The organism is Sphingomonas corticis, assembly GCF_012035195.1.
GTDB classification, from domain to species: Bacteria; Pseudomonadota; Alphaproteobacteria; order Sphingomonadales; family Sphingomonadaceae; genus Sphingomonas; species Sphingomonas corticis.
In genome coordinates this window covers 302652-329077 of record NZ_JAAVJH010000003.1, presented here as the reverse complement: position 1 = coordinate 329077, position 26426 = coordinate 302652, and the positions used below count along the sequence as shown (strand labels likewise).

Sequence of the window (26426 nt, the reverse complement as noted above, 5' to 3'; positions counted from 1 at the left end):
CCACCGGGGAGAGGGAGAAGAGGAAGAATGATGACCGAAATCGAATGGTGGGAATATGACGACGCGGACGAGCTGGCGGAGGCCATCGCCGGTGACGTGCAGTTCGTGATCGAAAGCGCGATCGACGCACGCGGCTCCGCGGTGATCGCGCTGGCCGGTGGCAAGACGCCGCTGCCGGCCTACGAGAAGCTGGCCAAGGCCAAGCTCGACTGGAAGCGGGTGACGATCGTGCCGACCGACGAGCGGATCGTGCCGCTGGGCGATCCGCTGTCCAACGTGACCGCCTTGGGCCGCACCTTCATTCCCAAGGGGGCGCGCGTGATCCCCGTGGTGCCCAAGGCGGTGCCGGACTACAAGGCCGCGGGCCGCAGCGCCGACGCGCTGCTGGGCGACCTGCACTGGCCGCTCGACCTGTGCCTGCTGGGCGTCGGCGGCGACGGCCACACCGCCTCGATCTTCCCCGGACCGGACCTGGACGAGGCGCTGAACGGGCCCAAGGAGCGCCGCGCGCTGGGCGTCATGCCCGATCCGCTGCCTCCCGAGGCGCCCGTCGCCCGTGTCTCGCTCAGCCGCCAGGGCATCGTCACCGCGCGCGCGCTGATGATCGCCGTTACCGGCAAGGAGAAGCGCAAGGTCATCGAGGACGCGATCAAGGAGGGCGCCGGCTCCCCCTATCCCATCGGCCGCGTGCTGGCGGAGGTGGAGCTGCCGGTGGACATTCACTGGGCGGCGTGATGCGCCGGCTGCGATGCGCTGAATACGTATTCCGCCGTCCTCCGTTCGCCCTGAGCGAAGTCGAAGGGTAGGCGCGGCGCTTGTGCTTCGACTAGGTTCGGCACGAACGGAAGTTAGCGAACGACCCATGATGAACCCCACCATCTCCGCCGTCACCGACCGCGTCATCGAACGGTCGCGCGCGTCCCGCGCCGCCTATCTCGCGCTGATCGAGCGCGAGCGGGAGACGTGGATCGGCCGCCCGCGGCTCGGCTGCGCGAATCTTGCCCACGCCTATGCGGGCACGCCGGAGGATCGCGACGCGATGAAGCCGGGCGACGCGATGAACATCGGCATCGTCACCGCCTACAACGACATGCTGTCGGCCCACGCGGTCTATTACCGCTATCCGGAATTGATGAAGGTGTGGGCGCGCGAGGTGGGCGCGACCGCGCAGGTGGCGGGCGGCGTGCCCGCGATGTGCGACGGCGTGACGCAGGGCTATGCCGGCATGGAGCTGTCGCTGTTCAGCCGCGACACGATCGCGCTGTCCACCGCGGTCGCGCTCAGCCATGGCACGTTCGAGGGGGCGGCGCTGCTCGGCATCTGCGACAAGATCGTGCCCGGCCTGCTGATGGGCGCGCTGCGCTTCGGCCACCTGCCGATGGTGCTGATCCCCGGCGGACCGATGCCCTCGGGCCTGCCGAACAAGGCCAAGGCCGCGGTGCGCGAGCGCTACGCCACCGGCGATTGCGGGCGCGAGGAGCTGCTGGAGGCGGAGATCGCCGCCTATCATTCGCAGGGCACCTGCACCTTCTACGGCACCGCCAACACCAACCAGATGATGATGGAGGTGATGGGCCTCCACATGCCCGGCGCCGCCTTCGTCAACCCGGGCACGAAGCTGCGCCAGCAATTGACCCGCGCCGCGACGCAGCGGCTGGCCGCGATCGGCTGGCGCGGCGACGATTACCGCCCGCTGGGGCTGTGCGTGGACGAGAAGGCGATCGTCAACGCCGCGGTGGGCCTGCTCGCCACCGGCGGCTCGACCAACCATCTCCTCCACCTGCCCGCCATCGCGCGCGCGGCGGGGATCGTGATCGACTGGGAGGACATGGACCGGCTGTCCGGCGCCACTCCGCTGATCGCGCGCGTCTATCCCAACGGGTCGGCCGACGTGAACGGGTTCGAGGCGGCGGGCGGGATGCCCTTCGTCATCAGGGAGCTGATCGCCTCGGGCCACCTCCACCGCGACATCATGACCGTCGCGGGCGCGGACCTCGCCGCCTATGGCGAGCGCCCGGTGCTCGACGGCGAGACGCTGGCGTGGCAGCCGGCCGGGCCGAGCGGCGACGACACCATCCTGCGCACCCCGGCCGCCCCCTTCGCGCCCGACGGCGGGATGCGCATCCTGACCGGCAACATCGGCCGCGCCTGCATCAAGGTCTCCGCGGTGGAGCGCGACCGCTGGGTGATCGAGGCGCCCGCGCGCGTCTTCGCCGACCAGCTTGAGGTGCTGGAGGCGTTCAGGAATGGCGAGCTGGAGCGCGACGTCGTCGTCGTCGTTCGCTTCCAGGGTCCGCGCGCCAACGGGATGCCGGAGTTGCACAAGCTGACCCCCCCGCTCGGCGTGCTCCAGAACCGCGGGTTCAAGGTGGCGCTCGTCACCGACGGCCGCATGTCGGGTGCCAGCGGCAAGGTGCCCGCCGCGATCCACGTCTCGCCCGAAGCGCTAGGCGGCGGCCCGATCGGCCTAGTCCGCGACGGCGACCTCGTTCGGCTGGACGCGGAAGCCGGCACGCTGGAGGTGCTGGTGCCGGCCGACGAATGGGCGCTGCGCGTCCCCGCCGAGGCGCCGCCCGCGGCCACCGGCATGGGCCGCGAGCTGTTCGGCCTGTTCCGCGGCGCGGCGGACGAGGCGGAGAAGGGCGCCAGCGCGGTGCTGGCGGGCGCGGGGCTCTAGCGACAAAGTCGCCCTTACCCTTCCCACCCGGCTGCGCCGGGCGGGCCCCTTCCCTCTCCCGGCGGGAGAGGCAGGGAGCGCCGGAGGCGCGGAAGGGTGAGGGCGAGCGAGAGGGAGTTAGTCGAATGCAAGTCGTAGCGGTCGATATCGGTGGCACCCATGCCCGCTTCGCCATCGCGGAGGTCGACGGCGGCCGCGTGCGCGCGCTGGGCGAGCCGGTGACGCTGAAGACCGCGGAGCACGCCAGCCTCCAGACCGCGTACGAGGCGTTCCGCGCGCGCCAGGGCGGCACCCTGCCCCCGGCCGCCGCGCTGTCCGTCGCCTCGCCGATCACCGGCGACGTCATCCGCCTGACCAACAATCCCTGGGTCATCCGCCCGTCGCTGATCCCGGAGCGGCTCGGCGCTGCGACCTACACGATCATCAACGATTTCGGTGCCATCGGCCACGCCGTTGCGCAGCTGCCGCACGAGGATTTCGAGCATCTGTGCGGCCCTGACGTGCCGCTGCCCGCCCAGGGCATCACCACCGTCTGCGGCCCCGGCACCGGGCTGGGCGTGGCACAGGTGTTCAAGACGGACGGCCAGTATCACGTCCTGCCGACCGAGGGCGGGCACATGGACTATGCCCCGCTCGACGGGATCGAGGATGCGCTGCTGAAGCGGCTGCGCAAGACCTTCACCCGCGTCTCCGCCGAGCGCGTGGTCGCCGGCCCCGCCATCGTCGCCATCTACGAGACGCTGGCCGAGCTGGAAGGCCGCCCGTACATCCACAAGGACGACAAGGCGATCTGGACCGAGGCGCTGGAAGGCAGCGATTCCATCGCGCTCGCCGCCTTGGACCGCTTCTGCCTCGCGCTCGGCGCGGTGGCGGGCGATCTCGCGCTCGCGCACGGCGCCGCGGGCGTGGTGATCGCCGGGGGCCTTGGCCTGCGCATCAAGGACAAGCTGCTGCGCTCGGGCTTCGACCAGCGCTTCGTCGCCAAGGGTCGCTTCCAGTCGATGATGGCGAAGCTGCCGGTCAAGCTCATCACCCATCCCCAGCCCGGCCTGTTCGGCGCCGCGGCCGCCTTTGCCCAAGAACACCGATAACAGACGGAGCACGCACAGTGACCGACATCGCCAGCATCATGCGCACCAGCCCGGTCATCCCCGTGCTGGTCATCAAGGACGCCGCGGAGGCGCGCCCGCTGGCCCAGGCGCTGGTCGCCGGCGGGCTGCGCGTGCTGGAAGTGACGCTGCGCACCCCCGCCGCGCTCGACGCCATCGCCGAGATGAAGACGGTGCCCGGCGCGATCGTCGGCGCCGGGACGGTCGTCTCCGGTGAGCAGGTGGATCAGGTGCAGGCCGCCGGCGCCGAGTTCATCGTCTCCCCCGGCCTGACGACGCGGCTGGGCGAGAAGGTGATCGCCAGCGGCATCCCCTTCCTTCCCGGTGTGGCGAGCGCGGGCGACATCATGCGCGGGCTGGACCTCGGCCTTACCCATTTCAAGTTCTTCCCGGCGGAGACCAGCGGCGGGATCAAGGCGCTGAAGGCGCTCGCCGCGCCCTTCTACCAGTGCCGCTTCTGCCCCACCGGCGGCATCACCGAGGCGAGCGCGCCCGAGTGGCTGGCGGCGGAGCCGGTGCTGTGCGTCGGCGGCAGCTGGGTGACGGGCGGCACGCCGGCGGAGATCGAGGCAAAGGCGCGCGCGGCGGCCGCGCTGCGCGGTTGATCGCGTCCGTTTCGGGCAGATCCCGGCGCCGCGCTTAACCAATTCTTCGGTGCGCCGGGTCTATCGGGAGGTATGTACAAGATCGCCTATATCGACGCGACGCGGACGCTGGAGATCACCACCTGGGGTTTCTGGACGGTCGCCACGATCGCCGCCTTCTCGGCGGAGGCGGTGGCGAAGTTCACCGCGTTGCGCCTTCGTCACGGGCCCGTCGCCGTTCTCGCCGATATGCGCCAGGCGCCGATCCAGACGAACGAGGTGATCGGCGGGGTCGAGGCGCTGATGCGCAAGGCGGTGCGGCTCACGTCCTTTCCCATCGCCGCGGTGGCGGGATCGATGCTGGGCAAGCTCCAGTCCGAACGCGTGCTCACCGCGCCGAACTGCCGCACCTTCCTCGATATCGACGAGGCGCGGGCGTGGATCGACGCGCACATGCCGGCATCGCGCCGCGTCGCCTGATCCGGTCCTTATCGAGCAGGAGCGCCCCGTGTACGATCTGCACTTCGATCCCGGCGAGCGAGTCCTCTACATCCGAATGCACGGTTTCTGGTCGGCGGAATTGCTCGCGCGCTTCGGTGCGGAGGTGTTCGCCGCCGGCGCGCGGATCCGCGAGCAGCACGACGGCTTCGCGATCCTCACCGATGCGCGCGCCTGCCCGGTGCAGTCGGGCGAGGTCGCGGCGGGACTGCACGACCTGTCGTTGCGCAGCGCCGCGATGAACCCCGCTCCCATCGCGACCGTGGTCTCGTCCGCCCTGGTGGCGTTGCAGGGCCGACGGGTGCTGACGCCGTCCAACTATCGCGTGTTCGTCGACTACGGCGAGGCGCTGGCCTGGATCGACGCCGCGTGGGTCCGGCGCGACGCCGCCTGACGCGCCGCTACATCTCGCCGCGCGCGCGGCGGATGGCGTACCATTTTTTCACGTTGGCGTTGTGCTGTTCCAGCGTGTCGGCGAAGACGTGCCCGCCGGTGCCGTCGGCGACGAAGTACAGTGCCTTCGTCTGCGCCGGGTCGAGCACCGCGTCGATCGACAGGCGCCCGGGGTTGGCGATCGGCCCCACCGGCAGCCCGGCACTGGCATAGGTGTTGTACCCGTTCTTCGCGCGCAGCTCCGACTGGCGGATGCGCCGGCCGAGCGGGCGGCCCTTGGTGATCGGGTAGATGACGGTGGGATCGGCCTGCAACGGCATCCCCAGCCGCAGGCGGTTGGAATAGACCGCGGCGACGGTGCGGCGCTCTTCGGGCTTGCCCGTCTCCTTCTCGACGATGGAGGCGAGGACGATCGCCTGCTCCGGCGTCTTCGCGATCGTCGCGGGCTTCCGCCGCTTCCACGCCTCCGCCAGATAGCGCGTCATCGCCGCCTGCATCCGACCCAGCACCGCGGCGCGCGTCTCGCCGCGTTCGAAGGCGTAGCCGTCGGGCAGCACGCTGCCCTCGCGCGGCACCGCGACGTCGCCGGTCAGCGTGTCCGCCTTCAGCAGCACGTCGCGCACCATGACGGACGGGAGCCCCTCCGGCACGACGACGACGCGCTGGAGCGCCTTGCCGGATTGCAGGATGTCCAGGATCTGCGACGCGCTGGCGCCCGCGGGGATCTCATATTCCCCGGCCTTGATCGATCCGCCCCCACCGAACACGCGCGCCTGGAGGCGGAAGCGCGTGGCGGAGGGGATCGCGCCGGCCGCCTCCAGCCGCTCCGCCGCCGACGCCAGCGTCGAGCCCTGCGGCACGGTGAAGGCCAGCGGGCGGGCGGCGGGGCCGGCGCCCTTCCACCCTTGCGCGATCCACAGCGCGGCGGCGATGGCGACAGCCACCAGCAGTCCGAGGCAACCCAGCTTCCGCATCGGACACTCCTCGTGTCCCCGCACAGGCGGGGACCCAGTCTAGGCTCCCGCCTGCGCGGGAGCACATCGTCAGGCTCTCAGGTCAAACCGCCTTCATCACCAGCGACGCGTTCGTGCCGCCGAAGCCGAACGAATTGTTCAGCACCGCCGTCACCTTCCGCTTCTTCGCCTGGTGCGGCACCAGGTCCACGCCGGCGCAGCCCTCGCTGGGATTGTCGAGGTTCAGCGTCGGCGGCACGATCTGGTCGCGCAGCGCCAGGATGCAGAAGATGCTCTCCACCGCGCCCGCGCCGCCCAGCAGGTGGCCGATCGCCGACTTGGTCGAGCTCATCGACAGCCCGCCGATGGCGTCGCCGAACAGCCGCCGCACCGCGCCCAGTTCCAGCTCGTCGCCCAGCGGCGTGGAGGTGCCGTGCGCGTTGATATAGTCGATGTCGGAGAGCGACAGCCCGCTCTTGCGCATCGCCATCTCCATCGACCGGTACGCGCCCGATCCTTCCGGATGCGGCGCCGTCACATGGTACGCGTCGCCGGACAGGCCGTAGCCGATCACCTCGGCGTAGATCTTCGCGCCACGCGCCTTGGCGCGCTCATATTCCTCCAGCACGACGACGCCCGCGCCTTCGCCCATCACGAAGCCGTCGCGGTCGCGGTCGTAGGGCCGGCTCGCCTTCTCCGGCTGGTCGTTGAACGCGGTCGACAGCGCGCGCGCCTGCGCGAAGCCGGCGATGCCCAGCGGGCAGATCGCGCCTTCCGCGCCGCCCGCCAGCATCACGTCGGCATCGTCCATCGCGATCATCCGCGCCGCGTCGCCGATCGAGTGCGCGCCGGTGGAGCAGGCGGTGACGACGGCGTGGTTGGGGCCCATCAGGCCGTACTTGATCGTCACCTGCCCGGTGATGAGGTTGATGAGCCGCCCGTGGACGAAATGCGGGCTGACGCGGCCCGGCCCCTTCTCGTGCAACACGATCGATTCGCTCTCGATGCCCGGCAGCCCGCCGATACCCGCGCCGATCGAGGCGCCGGCGCGGAACCGTTCCGCCTCGCTCATCTCGGTCAGGCCCGCGTCCTCCAGCGCCTGGCTGGCGGCGTCGATGCCGTAGACGATGAAGGGGTCGACCTGGCGCTGCACCTTGTGGTCGACGCGCTTGCCCGGATCGAAGCCGTACTCGTGCCCTGCCGGCTTCACCTCGCACGCGATGCGGCACTTGTAGTCGCTCGCGTCGAAGCGCGTGATCTGCGCGGCGCCGGACTTGCCCGCCAGGATGTTGGCCCAGGCGGTCTCCACGTCGGCTCCGAGCGGAGTGACAAGGCCGAGACCGGTGACGACGACGCGACGCATACGATTCTCCGAAGTGATCTGTGCCGGGGCCCGGACGCGAAAACAGGCCCAACCCGTTCGGGCTGAGCCTGTCGAAGCCCCGTTCTGCTCCCCTTCGCCGGGAAGGAGAGCAGCCCTTCGACGAGCTCAGGGCGAACGGAAGAAGAGGGGAGGCCTTAGCCCTTGTGCTCGTCGATGTAGGTGATCGCGTCGCGCACGGTGGAGATCTTCTCCGCCGCGTCGTCGGGAATCTCGACGCCGAACTCCTCCTCGAACGCCATCACCAGCTCGACGATGTCGAGGCTGTCCGCGCCCAGATCGTCGATGAAGCTGGCGTCCTCGGTGACCTTCTCGGCCTCGACGCCGAGATGCTCGACGACGATCTTCTTCACGCGGTCGGCGGTCTCGCTCATAAATGTCCCTCTCTCGAATTGGGGGGTCGTTGGGTTAATCCTGAACGCAGGTAGAACGCAGGACGTTTCGTGACAAGGGCGGTCGTTGCGGCGTTCGGCGTACGGCGGGCTCTTACTACACCATCGCCATGCCGCCATTGACGTGGATCGTCTGCCCGGTGACGTACCCCGCCTCGCGGCTGGAAAGATAGACCACCGCGGCGGCCACGTCCGTCCCCTCGCCCAGCGTGCCGGCGGGGATGCGCGCCGTCAGCGCCTCCTTCTGGGCGTCGGGCAGCGCGTCGGTCATCGCCGAGCGGATGAAGCCGGGGGCGACGCAATTGACGGTGATGTTGCGGCTGGCCAGTTCCTGCGCCAGCGCCTTGGACATGCCGACCAGCCCCGCCTTGGACGCGGCATAGTTCGCCTGGCCGGGATTGCCCGTCTGTCCGACCACGGAGGTGATCGACACGACCCGCCCGAACCGCGCCTTCATCATCGGCTTGGCGGCGGCGCGGATCAGCCGGAACGCGGCCTCCAGGTTGACGCGGATCACCTGGTCCCACTCCTCGTCCTTCATCCGCATGGCCAGGTTGTCGCGCGTGACGCCGGCGTTGTTGACGAGGATGTCGACCTTGCCCAGCGCCGCCACCGCCTGCGGCACCAGCGCGTCCACCTGGGAGGGCTCGGACAGGTCGCACGGCAAGGCGACGTGATCCCCCGCCAACGACGCGCGAAACGCCTCCAGCTTGTCGCGGTTCGACCCCGAAACCGCCAGCCGCGCCCCCCGCGAGGCGAGCGCCTGCGCGATCGCGGACCCGATCCCCCCGCTGGCACCGGTGACGAGGGCGGTCATGCCGGAAAGTTCGAACATCAAAAATTCCTCTTACTTGTTCACGCGAAGACGCGAAGACGCGAAGGGTTCGTGACCGTTCACCACCCGGCGAAGCCCTTCGCGAAGCGTGGCTCCGCCGAAGTTCACGAGCAGCCCCAGGGGCTGCTTGGTCAGGCGCAGATAGGTAAGCAATTGCTTCAAATGAGCGGCATTGAAGCGGTCGACGGATTTGATTTCGACCAGCAGCGTGTCCTCGACCAGCAGGTCGATGCGAAACGCTCCATCGAAGACCATGTCCTCGAAAGAGAAGGAGACCGGCACCTGACGTGCCACTCGATAGCCAAGCCGCGCAAGCTTGGTGGCAAGCACGGTTTCGTATACGCTCTCCAACAGCCCCGGTCCCAGCTCGCGGTGGATGCGCATCGACACGTCGATGACGTCCGCCGCCGCTGCCTCGATATCCGCCATCTTCGCGTCTTCGCGTCTTCGCGAGAACTCTACAACCTTTTAACCAACGCCTCCACGTCGTGCATCGAAACCACGCTCACCGCCTCCACGTCGGGCGCGATGCGTTTCACCATCGGCGCCAGCACCTTGCCGCCGAACTCGACGAACTCCGTCACCCCCGCCGCGGCCATCGCCAGCACCGATTCGCGCCAGCGCACCCGACCCGTCACCTGCTGGACGAGGAGGTGGCGGATCGCGCCGGGCTCCGCCACCGCCGCCGCGTCGACGTTGGCGAACACGGGGACCAGCGGCGCGCGCAGGTCCGCGTCCAGCAGCGCCGCCTCCATCGCCACCGCCGCATCCTCCATCAGCGCGCAGTGGAACGGCGCCGACACGGGCAGCAGCAGCGCGCGCTTGGCGCCCATCTCCTTGGCCAGCGCCACCGCGCGCTCCACCGCCGCGCGATGGCCGGAGAGGACGACCTGCGTCGGATCGTTGTCGTTGGCGACGGTGCAGACCAGCGCCTCGCCGCCCTCCGCCAGGATCGCGTCCACCGCGGCGCCCGCGATCACCACCGCCTTCTCGACGTCGGCGCCCAGCAGCGCGGCCATCGCGCCCTCGCCCACCGGCACCGCCGCCTGCATCGCGCGCCCGCGCGTCTTCAGCAGGCGCGCGGTGGTGGCGAGGTCCAGCGCCTCCGCGGCGCACAGCGCGCTATATTCGCCCAGCGAGTGGCCCGCGACATAGTCCGCCTTGTCGGCCAGCCGAACGCCGCCCTCGCGCTCCAGCACGCGCAGCGTCGCGATGGCGTTCGCCATGATCGCCGGCTGCGCATTCTCCGTCAGCACCAGCTCGTCCGCCGGTCCTTCCGCCATCAGCTTCTGCAACGACTGGCCCAGCGCGTCGTCCACCTCCTCGAACACCTCGCGCGCGTGCGGACTGGCGGCGGCGAGCGCCACGCCCATGCCGACGGCCTGGCTGCCCTGCCCGGGAAAGATGAACGCGCGCATGAAACCTCTCCTTCACGAAGGAGGGTGCTGCTAGGCGCGCGCGGCGGTGGCGGTCAACCGGCCCGGGTCAATCGCGCAGGCGGATCAGCACCATGTCCGGCGCGGGCGCGAACAGCCGCCGCGCGACCGGCGCGGGCACCAGCGGGGCGAGGCCCAGCGCGCGCACCACCGCGCCCAGGCGCGTCGGCGGCGAGGGATAGCGCGCGACGATCCGCCCCGCGACGCCCGCGTCGGCACGCGCGATCTGCAACCCGCCCGGCGCCGTCGGCGCCGCCGCCACGTTGCGGCGGCCGGCATAGCGCAGCGACAGCGCGGCGCGGCGCACGTCGCCCGCCGGTCCCGCCACCGTCTCGCGCGGGAAGTCGCCCGCCGCGCGCACCAGCGCCTCCATCGGCCAGTGCGGGTGCGCGTTCCCCGCCGACAGCAGCAGCAGGTTCGCGCCCACCGTCGCGCCCAGCAGCGCCGCGCGCCGCCCCGCGCGCATCCGCGCGGCTGAGGCGGCGACGACGATCACCGCCACCAGCGCGGGCAGCGTGAAGTAGCGCGGGTTCAGCACCAGCTTGGTGTGGAGCGCGGCGACCAGCAGGAAGCTCGCCGCCGCCATCGCCGCCACCACCACCAGCCGCCGCCGCCCGGGCCACAGCAGCACGCGCGTCGCGCCCGATGCGAGGGCCACCGGCAGCAGCCAGAACAGCCAGCCAAAATCGTCGTTCACCAGCAGCACCAGCAGCGGGTCGATTGGCGGCCACAGCAGGACGTTGCCCTCCATGTTGGCGGCGCGGTCGATGTGCGAATCGTGGTGGAAGGCGATCGTCCAGCGACGCAGCGGATCGCCCGTCAGCGCGTATTGGAACAGCGCCTCGCCACCCAGCACCACGGCGCAGCCCGCCCCCGCCGCCAGGATCGCCACGCGCGGCACCGGGCGGCCGTGCAGAAACAGCAGCCCCAGGCTCGCCAGCGGCAGCACGCTGGTCTCGCGGCACAGGATCGCGACGCCGAACAGCATCCCCGCCCCGCCCGCGCGCATCAGCCCGCGTCGGTCCGCGCCCGCGTCGGCCAGCAGCAGCGCGCCGGCCAGCAGCGCGCTCGCCTCGACCAGGTCGACCGACACGGTGGTCGCATTGCCGACCACCACCGGCAGCGAGGCGGTCAGCAGCGCCGCGATCCACCCCGCCCGCGCGCCCGCGACGCGCGCGGCATAGACGCCCGTCACGGCGACCAGCAGGACGTAGAAGATCAGCGCGGTGACGGCGAAGGCGGCGTACCCCTGCCCCATCACGCGCAGCACGCCCGCGAACGTCAGCACCAGCGGGAAGCGCGTCGACCAATGGTCCGCCCCCGCGGCCGGCGGCTGCGTCAGCCACGCCATCGCGCCGTGCCAGTAGAGCTCGTCGTCGGAGGCCATGAACCCGACCCATCCCGCCGCCAGCGCCGCGACGGCGGCGATCAGCACCGCCGCCAGCCCCAGCCCGTGGCGCGGCGCCGCCTCCAGGCGGTCGATCGGTCGCATGTCCATGCCCGCGTCCCTGCGCCCGCCATCCTTTCGATCCGGTTGCGTTTTCGCGCGTCCCCCGCTACAGGCCCGCGTCCCGCTGGCTCGGCCGGCGCGGAAAAGACGACAGCCGGAGGGGCATGGCACGGGGCCATGTCAGCGATCGGCCAACACGAAAGCGAACGCATGGCTCTGTACGAGCACACGTTCCTTGCGCGCCAGGACCTGGCACAGGCGCAAGTGGACGCGCTGGCGGAAAACGCCACGAAGATCGTCACCGACCACGGTGGCAAGGTCGTGAAGACCGAGACGTGGGGCCTGCGCTCCCTCGCCTATCGCATCGCGAAGAACCGCAAGGCGCATTACGTGATGCTCGAGATCGACGCGCCGGGCGACACCGTCGCCGAGCTGGAGCGTCAGGCCGGCATCAACGAGGACGTGATCCGCTACATGACCGTCCGCGTGGACGAGCACGAGCAGGGCCCGACCGTCATGATGCGCAAGCAGGAGCGCGACCGCGAGCGTCGTGGCGACCGCGGCGACCGCGGCGGCGACCGGGGTGATCGTGGTCCGCGCCGCGAGCGCGAAGAGGAGAACGCATAATGGCGCGCCCGTTTTTCCGCCGCCGCAAGTCGTGCCCGTTCAGCGCGAAGGACGCGCCGCGGATCGACTATAAGGATGTCCGCCTGCTCCAGGGCTTCGTGTCCGAGCGTGGCAAGATCGTCCCCTCGCGCATCACCTCGGTGAGCGCGAAGAAGCAGCGCGAGCTCGCCCAGGCGATCAAGCGCGCACGCCACCTGGGCCTGCTGCCCTACGTCGTGAAGTAAGGAGCGGATCGAGATGGACGTTATTCTGCTCGAGCGCGTCGAGAAGCTCGGCGGCATCGGCGACGTGGTGAAGGTGAAGGACGGCTTCGCCCGCAACTTCCTGCTGCCGCGCAAGAAGGCGCTGCGCGCCAACGAGGCGAACCGGAAGGTCTTCGAGGCCAACCGCGCCCGCATCGAGAGCGACAACGCCGCCCGCCGCGGCGACGCGGAGAAGGAAGCCGGCAGCTTCAAGGACGCGCAGATCACGCTGATCCGCCAGTCGTCGAACACCGGCCAGCTCTACGGCTCGGTCGCGGTGCGCGACCTGGTGGAGGCGCTGCAGGCCGACGGTCACAAGGTGACCAAGTCGCAGGTCGTGCTCGATCGCCCGATCAAGGCGATCGGCGTGTACGACGTGAAGGTGCAGCTGCATCCCGAAGTCGTCGTGACGGTGAAGGTCAACGTCGCGCGCTCGCCCGAGGAGGCCGAGATGCAGGCGCAGGGCGTCGACGTCATGGCGCAGGTGTTCGAGGAAGGCCGCGACCAGGGCGGCTTCACCGAGGACTACGACCCCAACGCGGAACCCGGCGCCACCGCCGAGACGCCGCGCGCCGAGGAGCCGGAGCAGGCGTAAGCCGCTCCGGTCCGTTGCAGGCGACAAAAAGGCCCGCCGGGAGCGATCCCGGCGGGCCTTTCCGTTGGCGTCGCTAGCGGGGGGGGAGGGTCGCGACGCCGGGGGGCTCGTTTGCGCTCCTACGGCACCGCCACGCACGCGCCGCACACGACGGCAAAGGGGACAAGTGCTAGAACGAGCGGCATAATTTGTTTCATCTGACCTATCCTGATCGGCCAGCCGAAGCTGTCGGTGCGATGAATGCGCGGCCGCCGGGATGGTTTCCTGCCTCCGCGCAAAAAAGGCTTGACGGAAATCCATCCGTCTGAATGCAAGACTTGTTTCCGCCTCGTCACACCGGGCTCGTCCCGGGTCCACCGTGCCGCGACCCTCCGCCGCGGAAGACGTCGCGCCGTGGATGCCGGGACGAGCCCGTTATGACGAGGCACGCCCGCCCCTCCCCATTCCGCGCTCCCCGATGCGCTAGCATCACCCGCCCCGCCGGTGATACGCACGCGCGCATGGGTCACGGCCACCACCACCATCACCACCGCGACGGCCAGCACCACGGGCATGCCCACGGCCACGGCCACGGCCACGCCGCGCCGCCCGACCGCTGGGACCGCGCCTTCGCGATCGGCATCGGCCTCAACCTCGCCTATGTCGCCGCGGAGGCGGCGGCGGGGTTCGCGTTCGGCTCGATGGCGCTGCTGGCGGATGCGGGGCACAACCTGTCGGACGTGCTCGGCCTCGCCGTCGCCTGGGGCGGGGCGGCCCTGGCGCGCAAGGCGCCGTCGAAGCGCTTCACCTACGGGCTGAAGGGGTCGACCATCCTCGCCGCGCTCGCCAACGCGCTGCTGCTGCTGGTCGCGATCGGCGCCATCGCGCTGGAGGCGGTGCAGCGCTTCGGCCAGCCGCCGCACGTCCCCGGCCTGGCCGTGTCCGCGGTGGCCGCGGCGGGTGTCGCGGTGAACGCGCTCACCGCCTGGCTGTTCGCGCGCGGGCGCGAGGGCGACGTCAACATCCGCGGCGCGTACCTGCACATGGCGGCGGACGCGCTGGTCTCCGCCGGCGTGGTGGTCGCCGGCATCGCGATCTACCTGACCGGCATCGGCTGGATCGACCCGCTGGTCAGCCTGGTGATCGCCGCGGTGATCTTTGCGCAGACCTGGGGCCTGCTGCGCGAGACGGTGGAGATGTCGCTCGCCGCCGTCCCGCGCGGCATCGACTATGACAGGGTGCAGGCCGCGCTCGCCGCCCTGCCCGGCGTCGGCGAGGTGCACGATCTCCACATCTGGCCGATGTCCACCACCGAGCCGGGCCTCACCGCGCACCTGTGCATCCCCGCCGGCCACCCCGGCGACGAGTTCCTGCGCACCACGCAGGCGATGCTCCACGACCGCTTCGGCATCGGCCACGCCACGATCCAGGTCGAAACCGGCGGCGCGTGCGTGCTGGCGCCGGCCGATCGGGTCTGAGTCTCCTCTCCGGCACGGGGAGGATATCAGAGCCGCGTCATCGCCATCATCCGCTCGCCGTAGCGCGGCCCGGCCGTCTTCCCGCGCGGCGCGGCGGCGTCCAGCCGGGCGAGGTCGTCGGCGTCCAGCGTCACGGCGGCGGCCTTCACGCTGTCCTCCATCGTCGTGCGCCGCTTGCTGCCGGGGATCGGCACCACGTCCTCCCCCTGCGCCAGCAGCCACGCCAGCGCCACCTGCGCCGCGCTGGCACCGTGGCGCGCGGCGATGGTCTTCACCACGTCGACGATCGCCAGATTGCGGTCGAAATTCTCCTCGGAGTAGCGCGGATCGTTCAGGCGATAGTCGCCCGCCGGCAGGTCCGCACGCGATGCGATCTGCCCCGTCAGGAAGCCGCGGCCGAGCGGCGAATAGGGCACGAAGCCGACGCCCAGCTCGCGCGCGACCGGCAGGATTTCGGTTTCGACGTCGCGCTCCCACAGGGAGTATTCGCTCTGCAACGCCGCGATCGGATGCACCGCCGCCGCGCGCCGAAGCGTGCCCGCCCCCGCCTCCGACAGGCCCAGGTGCCGCACCTTGCCCTCGCGCACCAGCTCCGCCATCGCGCCCACGGTCTCCTCGATCGGCACCGCGGGATCCACGCGATGCTGGTAGTAGAGGTCGATCGTCTCGATGCCGAGCCGCCGTAGCGACCCCTCGCACGCGCGCCGCACGTTCTCGGGCGAGGAATCGACGCCCGTGGGCGGCCCGCCGTCCGTGCCGATGCGGAAGCCGAACTTGGTGGCGATCACCAGCCCCTCGCGCTTTCCGCTGATCGCGCGGCCCAGCAGCTCTTCGTTGGCGTGCGGGCCATAGACCTCCGCGGTGTCGAAGAAGGTCACGCCCAGGTCGATCGCCCGGTGGATGGTGGCGATGCTCTCGCCCTCGTCCGCCTCGCCGTACATGCCCTTCGTCACGCCCGCCATCGGCATGCAGCCGATGCCGATCGCGAATACGGCCAGCTCACCCAGGTACCTCGTCTGCATCGCCACTCTCCTCATCGCCGTTCCAACGCGCGAGCAGCACGGTGGTGGCGACGTCCATCGTCACGTTTCCGAGCGTCCGCGTGATGTCGGGCAGCGTCTCCACCGCCACCAGCAGGCCGAGCGGCGCCACCGGTGCGCCGATGGTGGAGGCGATCGGCGAGATGGCGGACAGGAAGCTGACGCTGCCGGGCAGGCTGACCGAGCCGAGCGACGTCAGCGTCGCGACGATGACGGCGGTCGCCATGATCGCGGGCGGGATCGCGACGCCGAACCACGTCGCGACATAGATCGCCACCGCCAGGTTCATCGCCGGCCCGGTCGCGCGCAGGATCGCGACCGCGATCGGCAGCGTCACGCCCGCGGTGGTCACGGGCACGCCCAGCCCGCGCGCACCTTCCAGCATCGCGGGCAGCGAGCCGAGCGAGGATTGCGTGCTCACCGCGACCGCCTGCGCCGGCAGCAGCCCGCGCGCGAACCGCCCCGGCGAGACCCGGCCGCCGAGGATGCCCAGCGGATAGGCCGCGATCGTGATGATCCAGCCCACCGCGGAGACGATCAGGATGTAATGGACCAGCGCGCCGAACGCCCCCGTTCCCGCGCGCGCGCCGACCACCAGCGCCAGCGCGCCGACGCCCACCGGCGCGGCGTAGAGCACCCAGTCGATCACGATCAGCATCACGTCGCGAAGCGCGGTGAAGAACCGCACCAGCAGGTCGCGCGCCTCCGCCGACGCGCGCAGGATCGCGAAGGCGAAGATCAGCGTGAAGACGATCAGCGACAGGAAGCTGCTTTCCGCCGCCGCCTTGACCACGTTGGCGGGGACCACCGCGGCGATGAAGTCGCCCAGCTTGGGCGAGGGCGGGACCGGGCCGAGGTCGGACAGTGCCCCGCGCAGGCTGGCGGCGGAGGCCGCGGGGATGGGGAACAGCTCCAGCAGCAGCGGCGTCAGCAGCGAGGCGAGCACCGCCGACGCCGTCATCATCGCCAGGTACAGTCCGATCGCGCGCGCCGCCAGCCGCCCCGCGCTGGCCGCCTGCGCCGTCGCGGCGATGCCGGTGACGAGCAGGCTGACGACCAGCGGCACGATCGTCATCTGCAACCCGTTCAGCCACGCCGTTCCGATCGGCTGCGCCACCTCCGCCACCGGCTCCACCGCCCCCGGCGCGAAGGCGGCGAGCGCGATTCCGGCGAGAAGGCCCGCGACGAGCGACAACAGGATGCGGGTGGCTTGCGACATTCTCGCTCTTTTCACGCGTTCGGACTAAAGGCCGCGCAGCGAAGGCGAAGGGTGGGCGCATGGCAAGGAAATATTTCGGCACCGACGGCATCCGCGGGCTGACCAACGCGGGCGCGATGACGGCGCAGATGGCGATGAAGGTCGGCATGGCGGCCGGCCGCCACTTCCTGCGCGGCGACCACCGCCACCGCGTCGTCATCGGCAAGGACACGCGCCTGTCCGGCTACATGCTGGAAAGCGCGCTGCAGGCGGGCTTCACCAGCGTCGGCATGGACGTGACGCTGGTCGGTCCCATGCCCACGCCCGCGGTCGCGATGCTGACGAAGTCGATGCGCGCCGACATGGGCGTCATGATCTCCGCCAGCCACAATCCCTTCGCCGACAACGGGATCAAGCTGTTCGGGCCCGACGGCTTCAAGCTGTCCGACGCGGACGAGGAGGCGATCGAGGCCGCCATCGACGGCGACGTCACGCTGGCGCCCTCGGGCGAGATCGGGCGGGCGAAGCGGATCGAGGATGCGCGCGGCCGCTATATCCACTTCGCCAAGTCCACCTTCCCCGCCGACATGACGCTGGACGGGCTGAAGGTGGTGGTCGATTGCGCGAACGGCGCCGCCTATCAGGTCGCGCCCGAGGCGCTGTGGGAACTGGGCGCCGACCTCGTATCGATCGGCGTCAATCCCAACGGCCTCAACATTAACGACCGCATCGGCTCCACCCATCCGCAGGCGCTGTCGCAGGCGGTGGTGGAGCACGGCGCGCACCTCGGCATCGCGCTCGACGGCGACGCCGACCGGCTGATCGTGGTGGACGAGAAGGGCCGCGTGATCGACGGCGACCAGCTGATGGCGACGATCGCCACCGGCTGGGCGCGGCGCGGCGCGCTGGCGGGCGGCGGGCTGGTCGCCACCGTCATGTCCAACCTCGGCCTCGAACGCCACCTCGCCGCGCAGGGCATCGGCCTGGTCCGCACGCAGGTGGGCGACCGCCACGTGCTGGAGGCGATGCGCGCGCGCGGTTACAACGTCGGCGGGGAGCAGTCGGGTCACATCATCCTCAGCGACTATGCCACCACCGGCGACGGCTTGGTCGCCGCGCTTCAGATCCTTGCCGAGATCAAGCGCCAGGGCGCCCCAGCGAGCGAGGTGCTCCACCGCTTCGAGCCGCTGCCGCAATTGCTGAAAAACGTGCGCTTCGCCGGCGGCCGGCCGCTGGAGGCCGAGGCGGTGAAGGCGGTGATCGCACAGGCGGAGGCCGAACTGAAGGGCGCCGGCCGCCTCGTCATCCGCCCGTCCGGCACCGAACCCGTCATCCGCGTGATGGCGGAAGGCGACAACAGCCAGCAGGTGGAGCGCGTGGTCGACCGCATCTGCGACGCGGTAAAGGCGGCGGCGACGTAGCGGTTCACGCGAACGCGCGGAGGAGAAGGAGATTGAATCGCGCGGAGGCGCGGAGGCGCGAGAGATCCGCCTGCTGCTGTAGGGCGAGTCGCCGCAGGCGGCTCAGGAACCGGCGCTGAAAGCTGATCCTGTCGCGCTGACGCGAGACGTCGCCAAGGCCGAACTCCCTCTGCGTCTCTGCGCCTCTGCGCGAACCGCCTTTTTCCTTCCTACTTCGTGTCTTCGCGCCCACCGTCGCCTAAGGCGCCACGCGCTCCGCCTGCGCCTCCGCCAGGATGACGGCGAACCGCCCGTCGTCGTCGGTCCACTCGCGCAGCGGCGTCCACCCGCCGCCGCGCAGCAGGATGCGCGCGTCGCGCGGGCCGTATTTGTGGCTGTTCTCCGTGTGGATCGACTCGCCCGCGGCGATGGCGAAGGGGCGGCCGTCGACGTGGAACGCGGCGTCGCGCGTCGCCGTCAAGTGCATCTCGATCCGCGCACGGTCGTCGTTCCAGCGCGCCTCGTGGCGGAAGGCGTCGATCGGGACGTCGCCGTCCAGCTCGCGGTTGATGCGCTCCAGCAGGTTCAGGTTGAACCGCGCCGTCACCCCCGCCGCGTCGTCATAGGCGGGCACCAGCACCTCGGGCGCCTTGATCCGGTCCATGCCGATCAGCAGCATCGCCCCCTCGCCCAGCGAGGCGCGCATCGCGCGCAGCAGGTCGGTCGCCGCCCACGGCGTCAGATTGCCGATCGTGGAGCCGGGGAAGAAGCCCAGCTTGGGCGCGCCGGCAATCGTGCGCGGCAGCGTCAGCGGTCGGGTGAAATCGGCCTCGAACGGCAGCACCAGCAGATCCGGGAAGGCCGCCGACAGCGTGCGCGAGGATTCACGCAGGAACTCGCCGGAAATGTCGATCGGCACATAGGCGGACGGCTTCACGCATTCGAGCACGATCGGCGTCTTCACCGACGATCCGCTGCCGAATTCCACCACCGCGCGTCCCTCGCCGGTCAGCTGTGGCAAGTCGCCGCACAGCGAGCGCAGCAGCGCAGTCTCGGTGCGCGTCGGATAATATTCGGGGAGCTGGGTGATCTCCTCGAACAGCTCGGACCCCCGATGGTCGTAGAACCAGCGCGCCGGGATCGCGCGTGGGCGGCGGGCGAGCCCGGCCAGCACGTCGGCGCGGAACTGCGGGTCGGCGAGGCTGGCCTGTCCGTCCTCGATCTCGGGCTTCAGCATGGTCAGATGTCCTTGGCCAGGCGCACGCCGGTGAATTGCCAGCGCTGGTGCGGGTAGAAGAAGTTGCGGTAGCTCGCGCGCACGTGCCCGCGCGGCGTGGCGCAGCTGCCGCCGCGCAACACGAACTGCCCGCTCATGAACTTGCCGTTATACTCGCCCACCGCGCCCTCGACGGTGCGGAAGCCGGGGTACGGGCGATAGGCGGACCCGGTCCATTCCCATACGTCGCCGAAGAACGCCGGGCCACCCGCCGCCGGCCGCGGCTCGACCGCGCCGGCGGTATCCAGTTGGTTGCCCCCGCACGGGTCGTGCGCCGCGGCGGCGGCCTCCCACTCGAACTCGGTCGGCAGCCGCGCGCCGGCCCAGGTGGCGAACGCGTCCGCCTCGTACAGGCTCACGTGCGTCACCGGCGCGGCGGGATCGACGGGGCGCCGCCCGTCCAGCCCGAAGCGCGTCCACGTGCCGCCCCTCTCCTCCCAGTACATCGGCGCGTCCACGCCCTCGCGCTGCACCCAGGCCCAGCCGTCCGCCAGCCACAGCCGCGGGTCGCGATAGCCGCCGTCGGCGATGAACGCCTGCCACTCGCCGTTCGTTACCGTCCGGTCGGCGATGGCGTGCGCGGGCAGCAGCGCGCGGTGGCGCGGCCCCTCGCAGTCGAAACCGAAGCGGCGCCCCTCGTGCCCGATCTCGACGATCCGCTCCGCGCTCTCGATCCATCCCATCGCACCGGGCATCGCCACCGGCACCTTGGGGGCGGGCGCGAACAGCGCGGGTTCCAGCGGGTTCTCGCCGAACAGGTGGAGAATGTCCGTCACCAGCAGTTCCTGGTGCTGCTCCTCGTGGTGGCAGCCCAGCCGCACCAGCGCCTGCGCATCGGCGGACAGGTCGTCGAACGCCGCCTCCATCGCCGCGTCCACCGCGGCGCGATACGCCAGCACCTCGTCCAGCGTCGGACGCGTCACCATGCCGCGGCGCCCGCGCGCGTGGCGGCGGCCTTCCGCCTCGTAATAGCTGTTGAACAGGAAGGGGAAGCGCTCATCGTGCAGGCGATAGCCCGCCACATGGTCGCGCAGCACGAACGTCTCGAAGAACCAGGTGGTGTGCGCCAGGTGCCATTTGGCGGGGCTGGCGTCCTCCATCGACTGGACGCTGGCGTCCGCGTCGGACAGCGGCGCCGTCAGCGCGACCGTGCGCGCCCGGACCTCGGCGAACAGGGCGGCGAGCGGACGCGGCATGGCCAGCATCGCAGGACGTGTCGACATGGCCGCTTCGCTCCCCACCCCTTGCGGCGCTTCGGATCGGGAAGCGTCGGCTACCGTCTCAGCGCTGCGCGCCCGGCTGCCATAGAACGTCTCCACCTTGATCTTGGTTCATTTTCCGGCAGGCGACGAACAGAAGATCGGACAGGCGGTTGAGATACGCGAGCGCCTGCGGGTTGGCGTCCGCCCCCATCGCCACCACGGCGCGCTCCGCCCGGCGCACGATCGCGCGCGCCAGGTGCAGCGGCGCCGCCGCCCCGCCCGGCAGGACGAAGCTGGTCAGCGGCGGCACGTCCGCGTTCAGCGCGTCGATCTCCGCCTCCAGCCGCGCGACCTGCGCGGGTACGATGCGCAGCACCACCTCCGACGGCGCGAAATCCTCACCCGGCGTCGCCAGGTCGGCCCCCAGGTCGAACAGGTCGTTCTGCACCCGCGTCAGCAGCGCCGCCAATCCGGCATCCGCCACCGTGCCGATGGCGACGCCGATCGCGCTGTTCGCCTCGTCCACCTCGCCGATCGCCACCATCCGCGCGTCCGCCTTGGACACGCGGCTGCCGTCGACCAGCCCCGTCGTCCCGGCGTCGCCGGTGCGGGTGTAGATGCGGTTCAGCTTGACCAAGGGAGGATCAGGTACGCCCGGCGGCGAACAGGATAACGACCACGATCAGGATCGCCAGCGCCTGAAAGAAGATGCGCATCTGCATCATGCGGTTGGATTTCAGCTGCGCCGCGGTGGGGCCGCCCTGCCCGCGCGCCTCCGCGCTCGCTTCGGACAGGAAGGAGACGATGCCGCGCACCAGCGCGACCACCGTGGCGATCATCGCGGCGACCAGCAGGATGACGAGGAAGGTGTTCATGGGCCGGATGTAGGCACGCCGACCCCCGCGCGCAATCGTGCCGCGACCGCCGCGCCGTCCTCTCCCGCCGCGCGCATTGCCGCCAGCGCGGGCGCCCCGTGGCGCTTGGCCAGCCGCTCACCGTCCGCGCCGGCCAGCAGCGGGTGGTGGTGGTACGCCGGGGTCGGCAGGTCCAGCAGCGCCTGGAGCAGGCGGTGGACGTGCGTCGCCGCGAACAGGTCGACGCCGCGCACCACGTCGCTCACCCCCTGCGCCGCGTCGTCGACGGTGACGGCCAGGTGGTAGCTCGCCGGCGCGTCCTTGCGCGCCAGCACCACGTCGCCCTGCGCGGCGGGATCGGCGACGATCGGGCGCCCGTGGTCGGTCCAGTCGAGCGCCCCCGCGCGTTCCACCGCCGCCGCCATGTCGATCCGCCAGCAGAACGGCGCGTCCCGCTCCGGCGCCCCGCGGCACGTGCCGGGATAGACCGCCACCGCCCCGTGCGGCGCGCTCATCGCCTCCGCGATCTCCGCGCGGGTGCAGTAGCAGCGATACAGCAGCCCCATCGCGCGCAGCCGCGCCAGCGCCGCCGCGTAGCGCGCCAGCCGCGCCGACTGGAACACCACGTCCGCGTCCCACGACAGCCCCAGCCAGCGCAGGTCCTCGACGATCGTCGCAACATGCTCCGCCCGGCTGCGCGTCCCGTCGATATCCTCGATCCGCAGCAGGAACCGACCACCCCGCGCCCGCGCGAAATCGTGCGACAGGATCGCCGACCAGGCGTGGCCCAGGTGCAGCCGCCCGGTCGGCGACGGCGCGAACCGCGTCACCACCGTCATGCCATGCCGCCGATCGCCATCCGCGCGATGTGCGCCGCCGTGGACCGCGGGACAAGCCCGGAACGACGCGCTAGAGGAGGCGCATGACAGCAACGCCGCCCATCGCCGCCACCCGCCCGCATTCCTTTACTCGCCACGGCGTCACGATCGACGATCCCTGGGCGTGGCTGAAGGATCCGAACTATCCCGACGTCCAGGACAAGGACGTGCTCGCCTATCTCGAAGCGGAGAACGCCTGGTTCGAGGCGCAGATGGCGCCTCGCCGCGCGCTGGTCGACCGACTCTACGAGGAGATGAAGGCACGCATCAAGGAGGACGAGAGCACCGTCCCGCAGAAGGACGGCGACTGGCTGTACTGGACCGCCTACGAGACCGGCGGCGAATATCGCAAATGGTGGCGCCGCCCGGTCGCCGGGGGCGACGACGAACTGCTGCTGGACGAACCGGCGCTGGCTGCGGGCAAGGAATATTTCCGTCTCGGCGCCTTCGCCATCTCGAACGACGGCATGAAGCTCGCCTACGCCATCGACGACAATGGCTCCGAGCGGTTCACCATCCGCGTGAAGGACCTCGCCACCGGCGATCACCTCCCCGACGTGATCCCGGGGATGCTGAGCGACATCGTGTGGACCGCCGACGATGCCGGCTTCCTCTACGGCCTCGCCAACAAGGAGTGGCGGACGGACAACGCGCGCTTTCACCGCCTCGGCACCGATCCCGCCGGGGATGTGGAGATCTATCACGAGGACGACGAAGGCTATCGCGTCGCCGTGGGCGAGACGAGCGACCGCCGCTGGATCGTGATCGGCACCGGCGACCACGTGACCAGCGAGATCCGCCTCTATCCCGCGGGCGATCCGCTCGCCGACCCCATCCTCGTCGCGCCCCGCCAGCCGGGCCGGGAATATGACGTCGACACGCACGGCGACACCTTGTTCATCCACACCAACGACACCGACCCGATGTGGCGCCTCGTCACCGCGCCGATCGCGGCGCCGGGCGAGTGGACCGAGCGGATCGCGCCGAGCCCGCATTTCTACATGACCGGCGTCGACTGCTTCGCCGACTTCTTCGTCGTGGAGGGGCGCGAGGACGGGCTCGACCAGATCGAGATCCATTCCTACGCCGGCGGCGAACCGAAGCGGATCGCCTTTCCGGAGGCCAGCTACGCCGCGGGCACCGGCGACAATCCGGAATACGACCAGCGGGTGGTCCGCCTCGGCTACGAATCGATGGTCACGCCCGGCACCGTCTACGACTACGACGTGGCGACCGGCGAGCTGACCGTGCTGAAGGTGCAGGAGATCCCGTCCGGCTACGACGCGGGCAAGTACGAGACGCAGCGGCTGAAGATCGCCGCGCGCGACGGCACGATGATCCCCGTCTCCATCGTGTACCCGAACGGCTTCCCACGCGACGGCTCGCGCCCGTTGTTCCTCTACGCCTACGGCGCCTACGGCCACGCCATCCCGCCGGGCTTCTCCACCGGCCGCCTCAGCCTGCTCGACCGCGGCTTCGCCTATGCCATCGCGCACATCCGCGGCGGCGACGACCTTGGGCAGCAATGGTACCACGACGGCAAGCTCGCGAAGCGACAGAACACCTTCAACGACTTCGTCGACGTGGCGCGGGCGCTGGTGGCGGACGGCTGGACCGCGGAAGGCAGGATCGCCATCGCCGGTCGCTCCGCCGGCGGCGAGCTGATGGGGGCGGTGGTCAATTCCGATCCCGCGCTGTGGGGGGCGGTCATCGCCGACGTGCCCTTCGTCGACGTGCTCAACACCATGCTGGACGAGACGCTGCCGCTGACGCCGGGCGAGTGGCCCGAATGGGGCAATCCGATCGAGGACAAGGCGGCCTTCGACCTGATTCGCGGCTACAGCCCCTACGACAACGTGCGTGCGCAGGATTATCCGCCGCTGTTCATCTCCGGCGGCCTCAACGATCCGCGCGTCACCTATTGGGAACCCGCCAAATGGGCGGCGAAGCTGCGCGCGACGAAGACCGACGACAACGTCCTGCTGCTCAAGACCAACATGGGCGCCGGGCACGGCGGCAAGTCCGGCCGGTTCGAGTCCTTGCGCGAGGCGGCGGAGGAACACGCCTTCGTCCTGTGGCAACTGGGCGTGGAGGAGTGAGGGTCCGCAATCCCCCCTTCTCGGTCGTGCCGGGCCTGTCCCGGCATCCACCGTGCCGCACCTCCGCGTCGTCCGGCAATGCGGCACCGTGGACACCGGCCCCTCAGGTCACGTCCGCGTTGACGATGGCAAGGAACGCCGCATCATGCTGATCGCCCTCCTCCTCCTCCCCCAAGCCGCCCCCACCGCGCCCGCCGCGGCACAGACTCAGCTCCCTCGCCCCACCACCGCGATCGGCGCCGCCCCGTCCGCGGAGGCGGAGGCACTGGCGGTCCGCGTCGCGCGCGCCGGCTCGATCATGGCGCTCCTCCCGCTGGTGGCGAAGAAGGACACCGACGCGCTGGTCGCCGACCATCCGGAACTGTCCGCCGCGGAGAAGCAGCGGCTGCGCGCCACCGCGGACGCCACGTTCAAGGCGGGGGTCGCGCGGATCGAGACCGCCTTCGGCCGCGCCTATGCCCGGCGCTTCTCCGTGCCCGAGCTGCGCGTGCTGGTGACGCAGCTGGAAAGTCCCGAGCAGCGCCGCCTGCGCGCGCTCCAGCCCCCGGTGATGGCGGAGGCGCTGTCGGCCCTCGGCGAGGTCGACCTCAAGAAGGATACGCTCGCCGCCTTCTGCCGCGACACCGGAAAGCTCTGCGGCAAGTGACGATCGAGGCCCTCGTCGCGCGCTGGGGCGTCGCCGCGGTGTTCGCCGGTGCCGCGCTGGAGGGCGAGGCGGCGGTGACCGCGGGCGGTCTCCTCGCGCACCAGGGGCTGATCTCGCTGCCCGGCGCGATGCTCGCCGCCGCGCTCGGCTCGTTCCTCGCCGACCAGGGCTGGTTCGCCTTCGGCCGCCGCTTCCGCGACCACCGCTGGGTGGTGAAGATCCGCGCGCGACCCGCCTTCCAGCGGGCCGTCGCGCTGGTGGAGCGGCGCCCGATCGGCTTCATCTTCGCCTTCCGCTTCCTGTGGGGGCTGCGCACCGTCAGCCCGATCGCGATCGGCACCACGCAGGTGCCGCTCCGCCTCTACGCCGCGGTCAATTTCGCCTCGGCGGCCACATGGGGCGTGCTGTTCACCTCGATCGGCTACCTCTTCGGCGAGGCGTTCGAGGAGGTGATGGGCCGGCTGCGCCACGACGCCCGATTGTGGTGGCTGGTCGGCGGGCTGCTGGCGGCGGGGGTGCTCTTCGGCGCATGGCGCTGGTATCAGGGGCGCCGATCATGACCTTCTCGCAAGCCTTCACCGCCGCGCCCGCGGACATCGACGAGCTCGGCCACGTCAACAATGCGGTGTGGGTGCGCTGGATCCAGGACCTCTCCGTCGCGCACTGGCACGCGGTCGCGCCGGACGAGCATCGCGACGCCTTCGTGTGGGTCGTGACGCGCCACGCCATCGACTATCGCGGCAACCTGGCCGAAGGCGAGACCGTGACGGGCGAGACCTGGGTGCCCGAGGCCCCCCGCGGCGCCCGCTTCGACCGCCACTTCCGCTTCGTGAAGCAGGGCCGCGTGCTGGTGGAGGGCATCACCACCTGGGCCATGCTCGACCGCGCCACCGGCCGCCTGATGCGCGTGCGACCGGAGATCGCCGCGCCGTTCCTGCGGTAGGGTTCACGCGAAGACACGAAGAAGAAGGGTGTTGTTCGCGCAGAGACGCGGAGACGCGGAGGACCATCGCCAGCCGCAAGCTCCCGAGCCGCCATCGGCGGCTCAACAACAGGCAAGCCGCACATGACCCTGTCTCGCTGACGCGAGACGAAGTCGCAGGAAACAATCTCCGCGCCCCCGCGTGAACTCTCTACCTCTCTGCGCCTCCGCGCTTCTGCGCGAACCAGCCCTTCCTTCCTCGCCTTCGCGCCTTCGCGTGAA

General features: G+C 70.8%; 29 protein-coding genes. 15 read left to right on the top strand and 14 right to left on the bottom strand.

Annotated elements, in window-relative coordinates:
• The first annotated feature begins 27 nt into the window (after positions 1–27).
• From pgl to HBH26_RS06600, 6 genes are all read left to right on the top strand, one after another.
• The gene (gene pgl / locus HBH26_RS06625) at positions 28–735 is read left to right on the top strand and encodes a 6-phosphogluconolactonase (protein WP_420824981.1); all 708 of its coding nucleotides are present in this window, start codon (positions 28–30) and stop codon (positions 733–735) included.
• A 130-nt stretch (positions 736–865) separates the two neighbouring features.
• Positions 866–2677, top strand: coding sequence for a phosphogluconate dehydratase (edd, locus tag HBH26_RS06620; RefSeq protein WP_168133945.1), 1812 nt, complete (start codon positions 866–868; stop codon positions 2675–2677).
• A gap of 125 nt (positions 2678–2802) precedes the next feature.
• Entirely contained in the window at positions 2803–3768 is a 966-nt protein-coding gene (glk, locus tag HBH26_RS06615; RefSeq protein WP_168133799.1) for a glucokinase, read from the top strand.
• Positions 3769–3806: 38 nt separating this feature from the next.
• The gene (gene eda / locus HBH26_RS06610; RefSeq protein WP_168133944.1) at positions 3807–4391 is read left to right on the top strand and encodes a bifunctional 4-hydroxy-2-oxoglutarate aldolase/2-dehydro-3-deoxy-phosphogluconate aldolase; all 585 of its coding nucleotides are present in this window, start codon (positions 3807–3809) and stop codon (positions 4389–4391) included.
• A gap of 72 nt (positions 4392–4463) precedes the next feature.
• On the top strand, positions 4464–4850 hold the full coding sequence (locus tag HBH26_RS06605) for a hypothetical protein (protein ID WP_168133798.1): 387 nt from the start codon (positions 4464–4466) through the stop codon (positions 4848–4850).
• 28 nt (positions 4851–4878) lie between these two features.
• Positions 4879–5262, top strand: a complete 384-nt coding sequence (locus HBH26_RS06600) for a hypothetical protein (protein ID WP_168133797.1) — start codon at positions 4879–4881, stop codon at positions 5260–5262.
• 7 nt (positions 5263–5269) lie between these two features.
• Here HBH26_RS06600 and mltG read toward each other — a convergent pair whose 3' ends face one another.
• From mltG to HBH26_RS06565, 7 genes are all read right to left on the bottom strand, one after another.
• Positions 5270–6235, bottom strand: a complete 966-nt coding sequence (gene mltG, locus HBH26_RS06595; RefSeq protein WP_168133796.1) for an endolytic transglycosylase MltG — start codon at positions 6233–6235, stop codon at positions 5270–5272.
• Positions 6236–6317: 82 nt separating this feature from the next.
• Entirely contained in the window at positions 6318–7577 is a 1260-nt protein-coding gene (gene fabF, locus HBH26_RS06590; RefSeq protein WP_168133795.1) for a beta-ketoacyl-ACP synthase II, read from the bottom strand.
• A gap of 155 nt (positions 7578–7732) precedes the next feature.
• Entirely contained in the window at positions 7733–7969 is a 237-nt protein-coding gene (locus HBH26_RS06585; protein ID WP_168133794.1) for an acyl carrier protein, read from the bottom strand.
• Between the two features lie 115 nt (positions 7970–8084).
• Positions 8085–8822 (bottom strand): 3-oxoacyl-[acyl-carrier-protein] reductase, encoded by a 738-nt coding sequence (gene fabG / locus HBH26_RS06580; RefSeq protein WP_168133793.1) that lies wholly within the window; start codon positions 8820–8822, stop codon positions 8085–8087.
• Positions 8823–8834: 12 nt separating this feature from the next.
• On the bottom strand, positions 8835–9251 hold the full coding sequence (locus HBH26_RS06575) for a GxxExxY protein (protein ID WP_168133792.1): 417 nt from the start codon (positions 9249–9251) through the stop codon (positions 8835–8837).
• A 29-nt stretch (positions 9252–9280) separates the two neighbouring features.
• Positions 9281–10240 carry an ACP S-malonyltransferase gene (gene fabD, locus HBH26_RS06570; protein WP_168133791.1) on the bottom strand — a complete coding sequence of 320 codons (960 nt, stop codon included), beginning with the start codon at positions 10238–10240 and terminating at the stop codon, positions 9281–9283.
• 67 nt (positions 10241–10307) lie between these two features.
• Positions 10308–11756: a glycosyltransferase family 39 protein gene (locus HBH26_RS06565; RefSeq protein ID WP_168133790.1), complete on the bottom strand. Its 1449-nt coding sequence runs from the start codon at positions 11754–11756 to the stop codon at positions 10308–10310.
• A gap of 162 nt (positions 11757–11918) precedes the next feature.
• Between HBH26_RS06565 and rpsF the strand changes: the two genes are divergently transcribed.
• From rpsF to HBH26_RS06545, 4 genes are all read left to right on the top strand, one after another.
• Complete coding sequence (rpsF, locus tag HBH26_RS06560; RefSeq protein WP_168133789.1) at positions 11919–12335, top strand: 30S ribosomal protein S6; 417 nt, start codon at positions 11919–11921, stop codon at positions 12333–12335.
• A complete protein-coding gene (rpsR, locus tag HBH26_RS06555) occupies positions 12335–12559 on the top strand; it encodes a 30S ribosomal protein S18 (RefSeq protein WP_007403456.1) in 225 nt (74 codons plus the stop codon). Before rpsF ends, rpsR begins: the two co-directional genes overlap by 1 nt.
• A 13-nt stretch (positions 12560–12572) precedes the next feature.
• A complete protein-coding gene (rplI, locus tag HBH26_RS06550; RefSeq protein ID WP_168133788.1) occupies positions 12573–13172 on the top strand; it encodes a 50S ribosomal protein L9 in 600 nt (199 codons plus the stop codon).
• Between the two features lie 500 nt (positions 13173–13672).
• Positions 13673–14629, top strand: coding sequence for a cation diffusion facilitator family transporter (locus HBH26_RS06545; RefSeq protein WP_168133787.1), 957 nt, complete (start codon positions 13673–13675; stop codon positions 14627–14629).
• Positions 14630–14655: 26 nt separating this feature from the next.
• Here HBH26_RS06545 and HBH26_RS06540 read toward each other — a convergent pair whose 3' ends face one another.
• Together HBH26_RS06540 and HBH26_RS06535 are read right to left on the bottom strand one after the other, a co-directional pair.
• Positions 14656–15651 carry an aldo/keto reductase gene (locus tag HBH26_RS06540; RefSeq protein WP_168133786.1) on the bottom strand — a complete coding sequence of 332 codons (996 nt, stop codon included), beginning with the start codon at positions 15649–15651 and terminating at the stop codon, positions 14656–14658.
• Positions 15629–16888, bottom strand: a complete 1260-nt coding sequence (locus tag HBH26_RS06535; protein WP_168133785.1) for a dicarboxylate/amino acid:cation symporter — start codon at positions 16886–16888, stop codon at positions 15629–15631. The genes HBH26_RS06540 and HBH26_RS06535 overlap by 23 nt, the downstream gene beginning before the upstream one ends.
• Positions 16889–16947: 59 nt before the next feature.
• On the opposite strand from HBH26_RS06535, the gene glmM reads away from it, so the two are divergent.
• Positions 16948–18288, top strand: a complete 1341-nt coding sequence (glmM, locus tag HBH26_RS06530) for a phosphoglucosamine mutase (protein WP_168133784.1) — start codon at positions 16948–16950, stop codon at positions 18286–18288.
• A 238-nt stretch (positions 18289–18526) separates the two neighbouring features.
• Here the strand turns inward: glmM and egtD are convergent, their stop codons facing one another.
• Genes egtD through gluQRS form a run of 5 tightly spaced genes read right to left on the bottom strand, consistent with a single transcriptional unit; the run spans position 18527 to position 22438 of the window.
• Positions 18527–19504: an L-histidine N(alpha)-methyltransferase gene (egtD, locus tag HBH26_RS06525; protein WP_168133783.1), complete on the bottom strand. Its 978-nt coding sequence runs from the start codon at positions 19502–19504 to the stop codon at positions 18527–18529.
• 2 nt (positions 19505–19506) lie between these two features.
• Entirely contained in the window at positions 19507–20766 is a 1260-nt protein-coding gene (gene egtB / locus HBH26_RS06520) for an ergothioneine biosynthesis protein EgtB (RefSeq protein ID WP_420824980.1), read from the bottom strand.
• A gap of 58 nt (positions 20767–20824) precedes the next feature.
• Positions 20825–21382: a cob(I)yrinic acid a,c-diamide adenosyltransferase gene (locus HBH26_RS06515; protein WP_168133782.1), complete on the bottom strand. Its 558-nt coding sequence runs from the start codon at positions 21380–21382 to the stop codon at positions 20825–20827.
• A 7-nt stretch (positions 21383–21389) separates the two neighbouring features.
• On the bottom strand, positions 21390–21620 hold the full coding sequence (locus HBH26_RS06510; RefSeq protein ID WP_168133781.1) for a twin transmembrane helix small protein: 231 nt from the start codon (positions 21618–21620) through the stop codon (positions 21390–21392).
• A complete protein-coding gene (gene gluQRS / locus HBH26_RS06505) occupies positions 21617–22438 on the bottom strand; it encodes a tRNA glutamyl-Q(34) synthetase GluQRS (protein WP_168133780.1) in 822 nt (273 codons plus the stop codon). The genes HBH26_RS06510 and gluQRS overlap by 4 nt, the downstream gene beginning before the upstream one ends.
• Before the next feature lie 83 nt (positions 22439–22521).
• On the opposite strand from gluQRS, the gene HBH26_RS06500 reads away from it, so the two are divergent.
• The 4 genes from HBH26_RS06500 (at position 22522) to HBH26_RS06485 (ending at position 26165) form a co-directional block, all read left to right on the top strand.
• Positions 22522–24576 (top strand): S9 family peptidase, encoded by a 2055-nt coding sequence (locus HBH26_RS06500; RefSeq protein ID WP_168133779.1) that lies wholly within the window; start codon positions 22522–22524, stop codon positions 24574–24576.
• Between the two features lie 145 nt (positions 24577–24721).
• Positions 24722–25222, top strand: a complete 501-nt coding sequence (locus HBH26_RS06495; RefSeq protein ID WP_168133778.1) for a hypothetical protein — start codon at positions 24722–24724, stop codon at positions 25220–25222.
• Positions 25219–25782, top strand: a complete 564-nt coding sequence (locus HBH26_RS06490) for a VTT domain-containing protein (RefSeq protein WP_168133777.1) — start codon at positions 25219–25221, stop codon at positions 25780–25782. The genes HBH26_RS06495 and HBH26_RS06490 overlap by 4 nt, the downstream gene beginning before the upstream one ends.
• A complete protein-coding gene (locus HBH26_RS06485; protein WP_168133776.1) occupies positions 25779–26165 on the top strand; it encodes an acyl-CoA thioesterase in 387 nt (128 codons plus the stop codon). Before HBH26_RS06490 ends, HBH26_RS06485 begins: the two co-directional genes overlap by 4 nt.
• Positions 26166–26426: the final 261 nt, after the last annotated feature.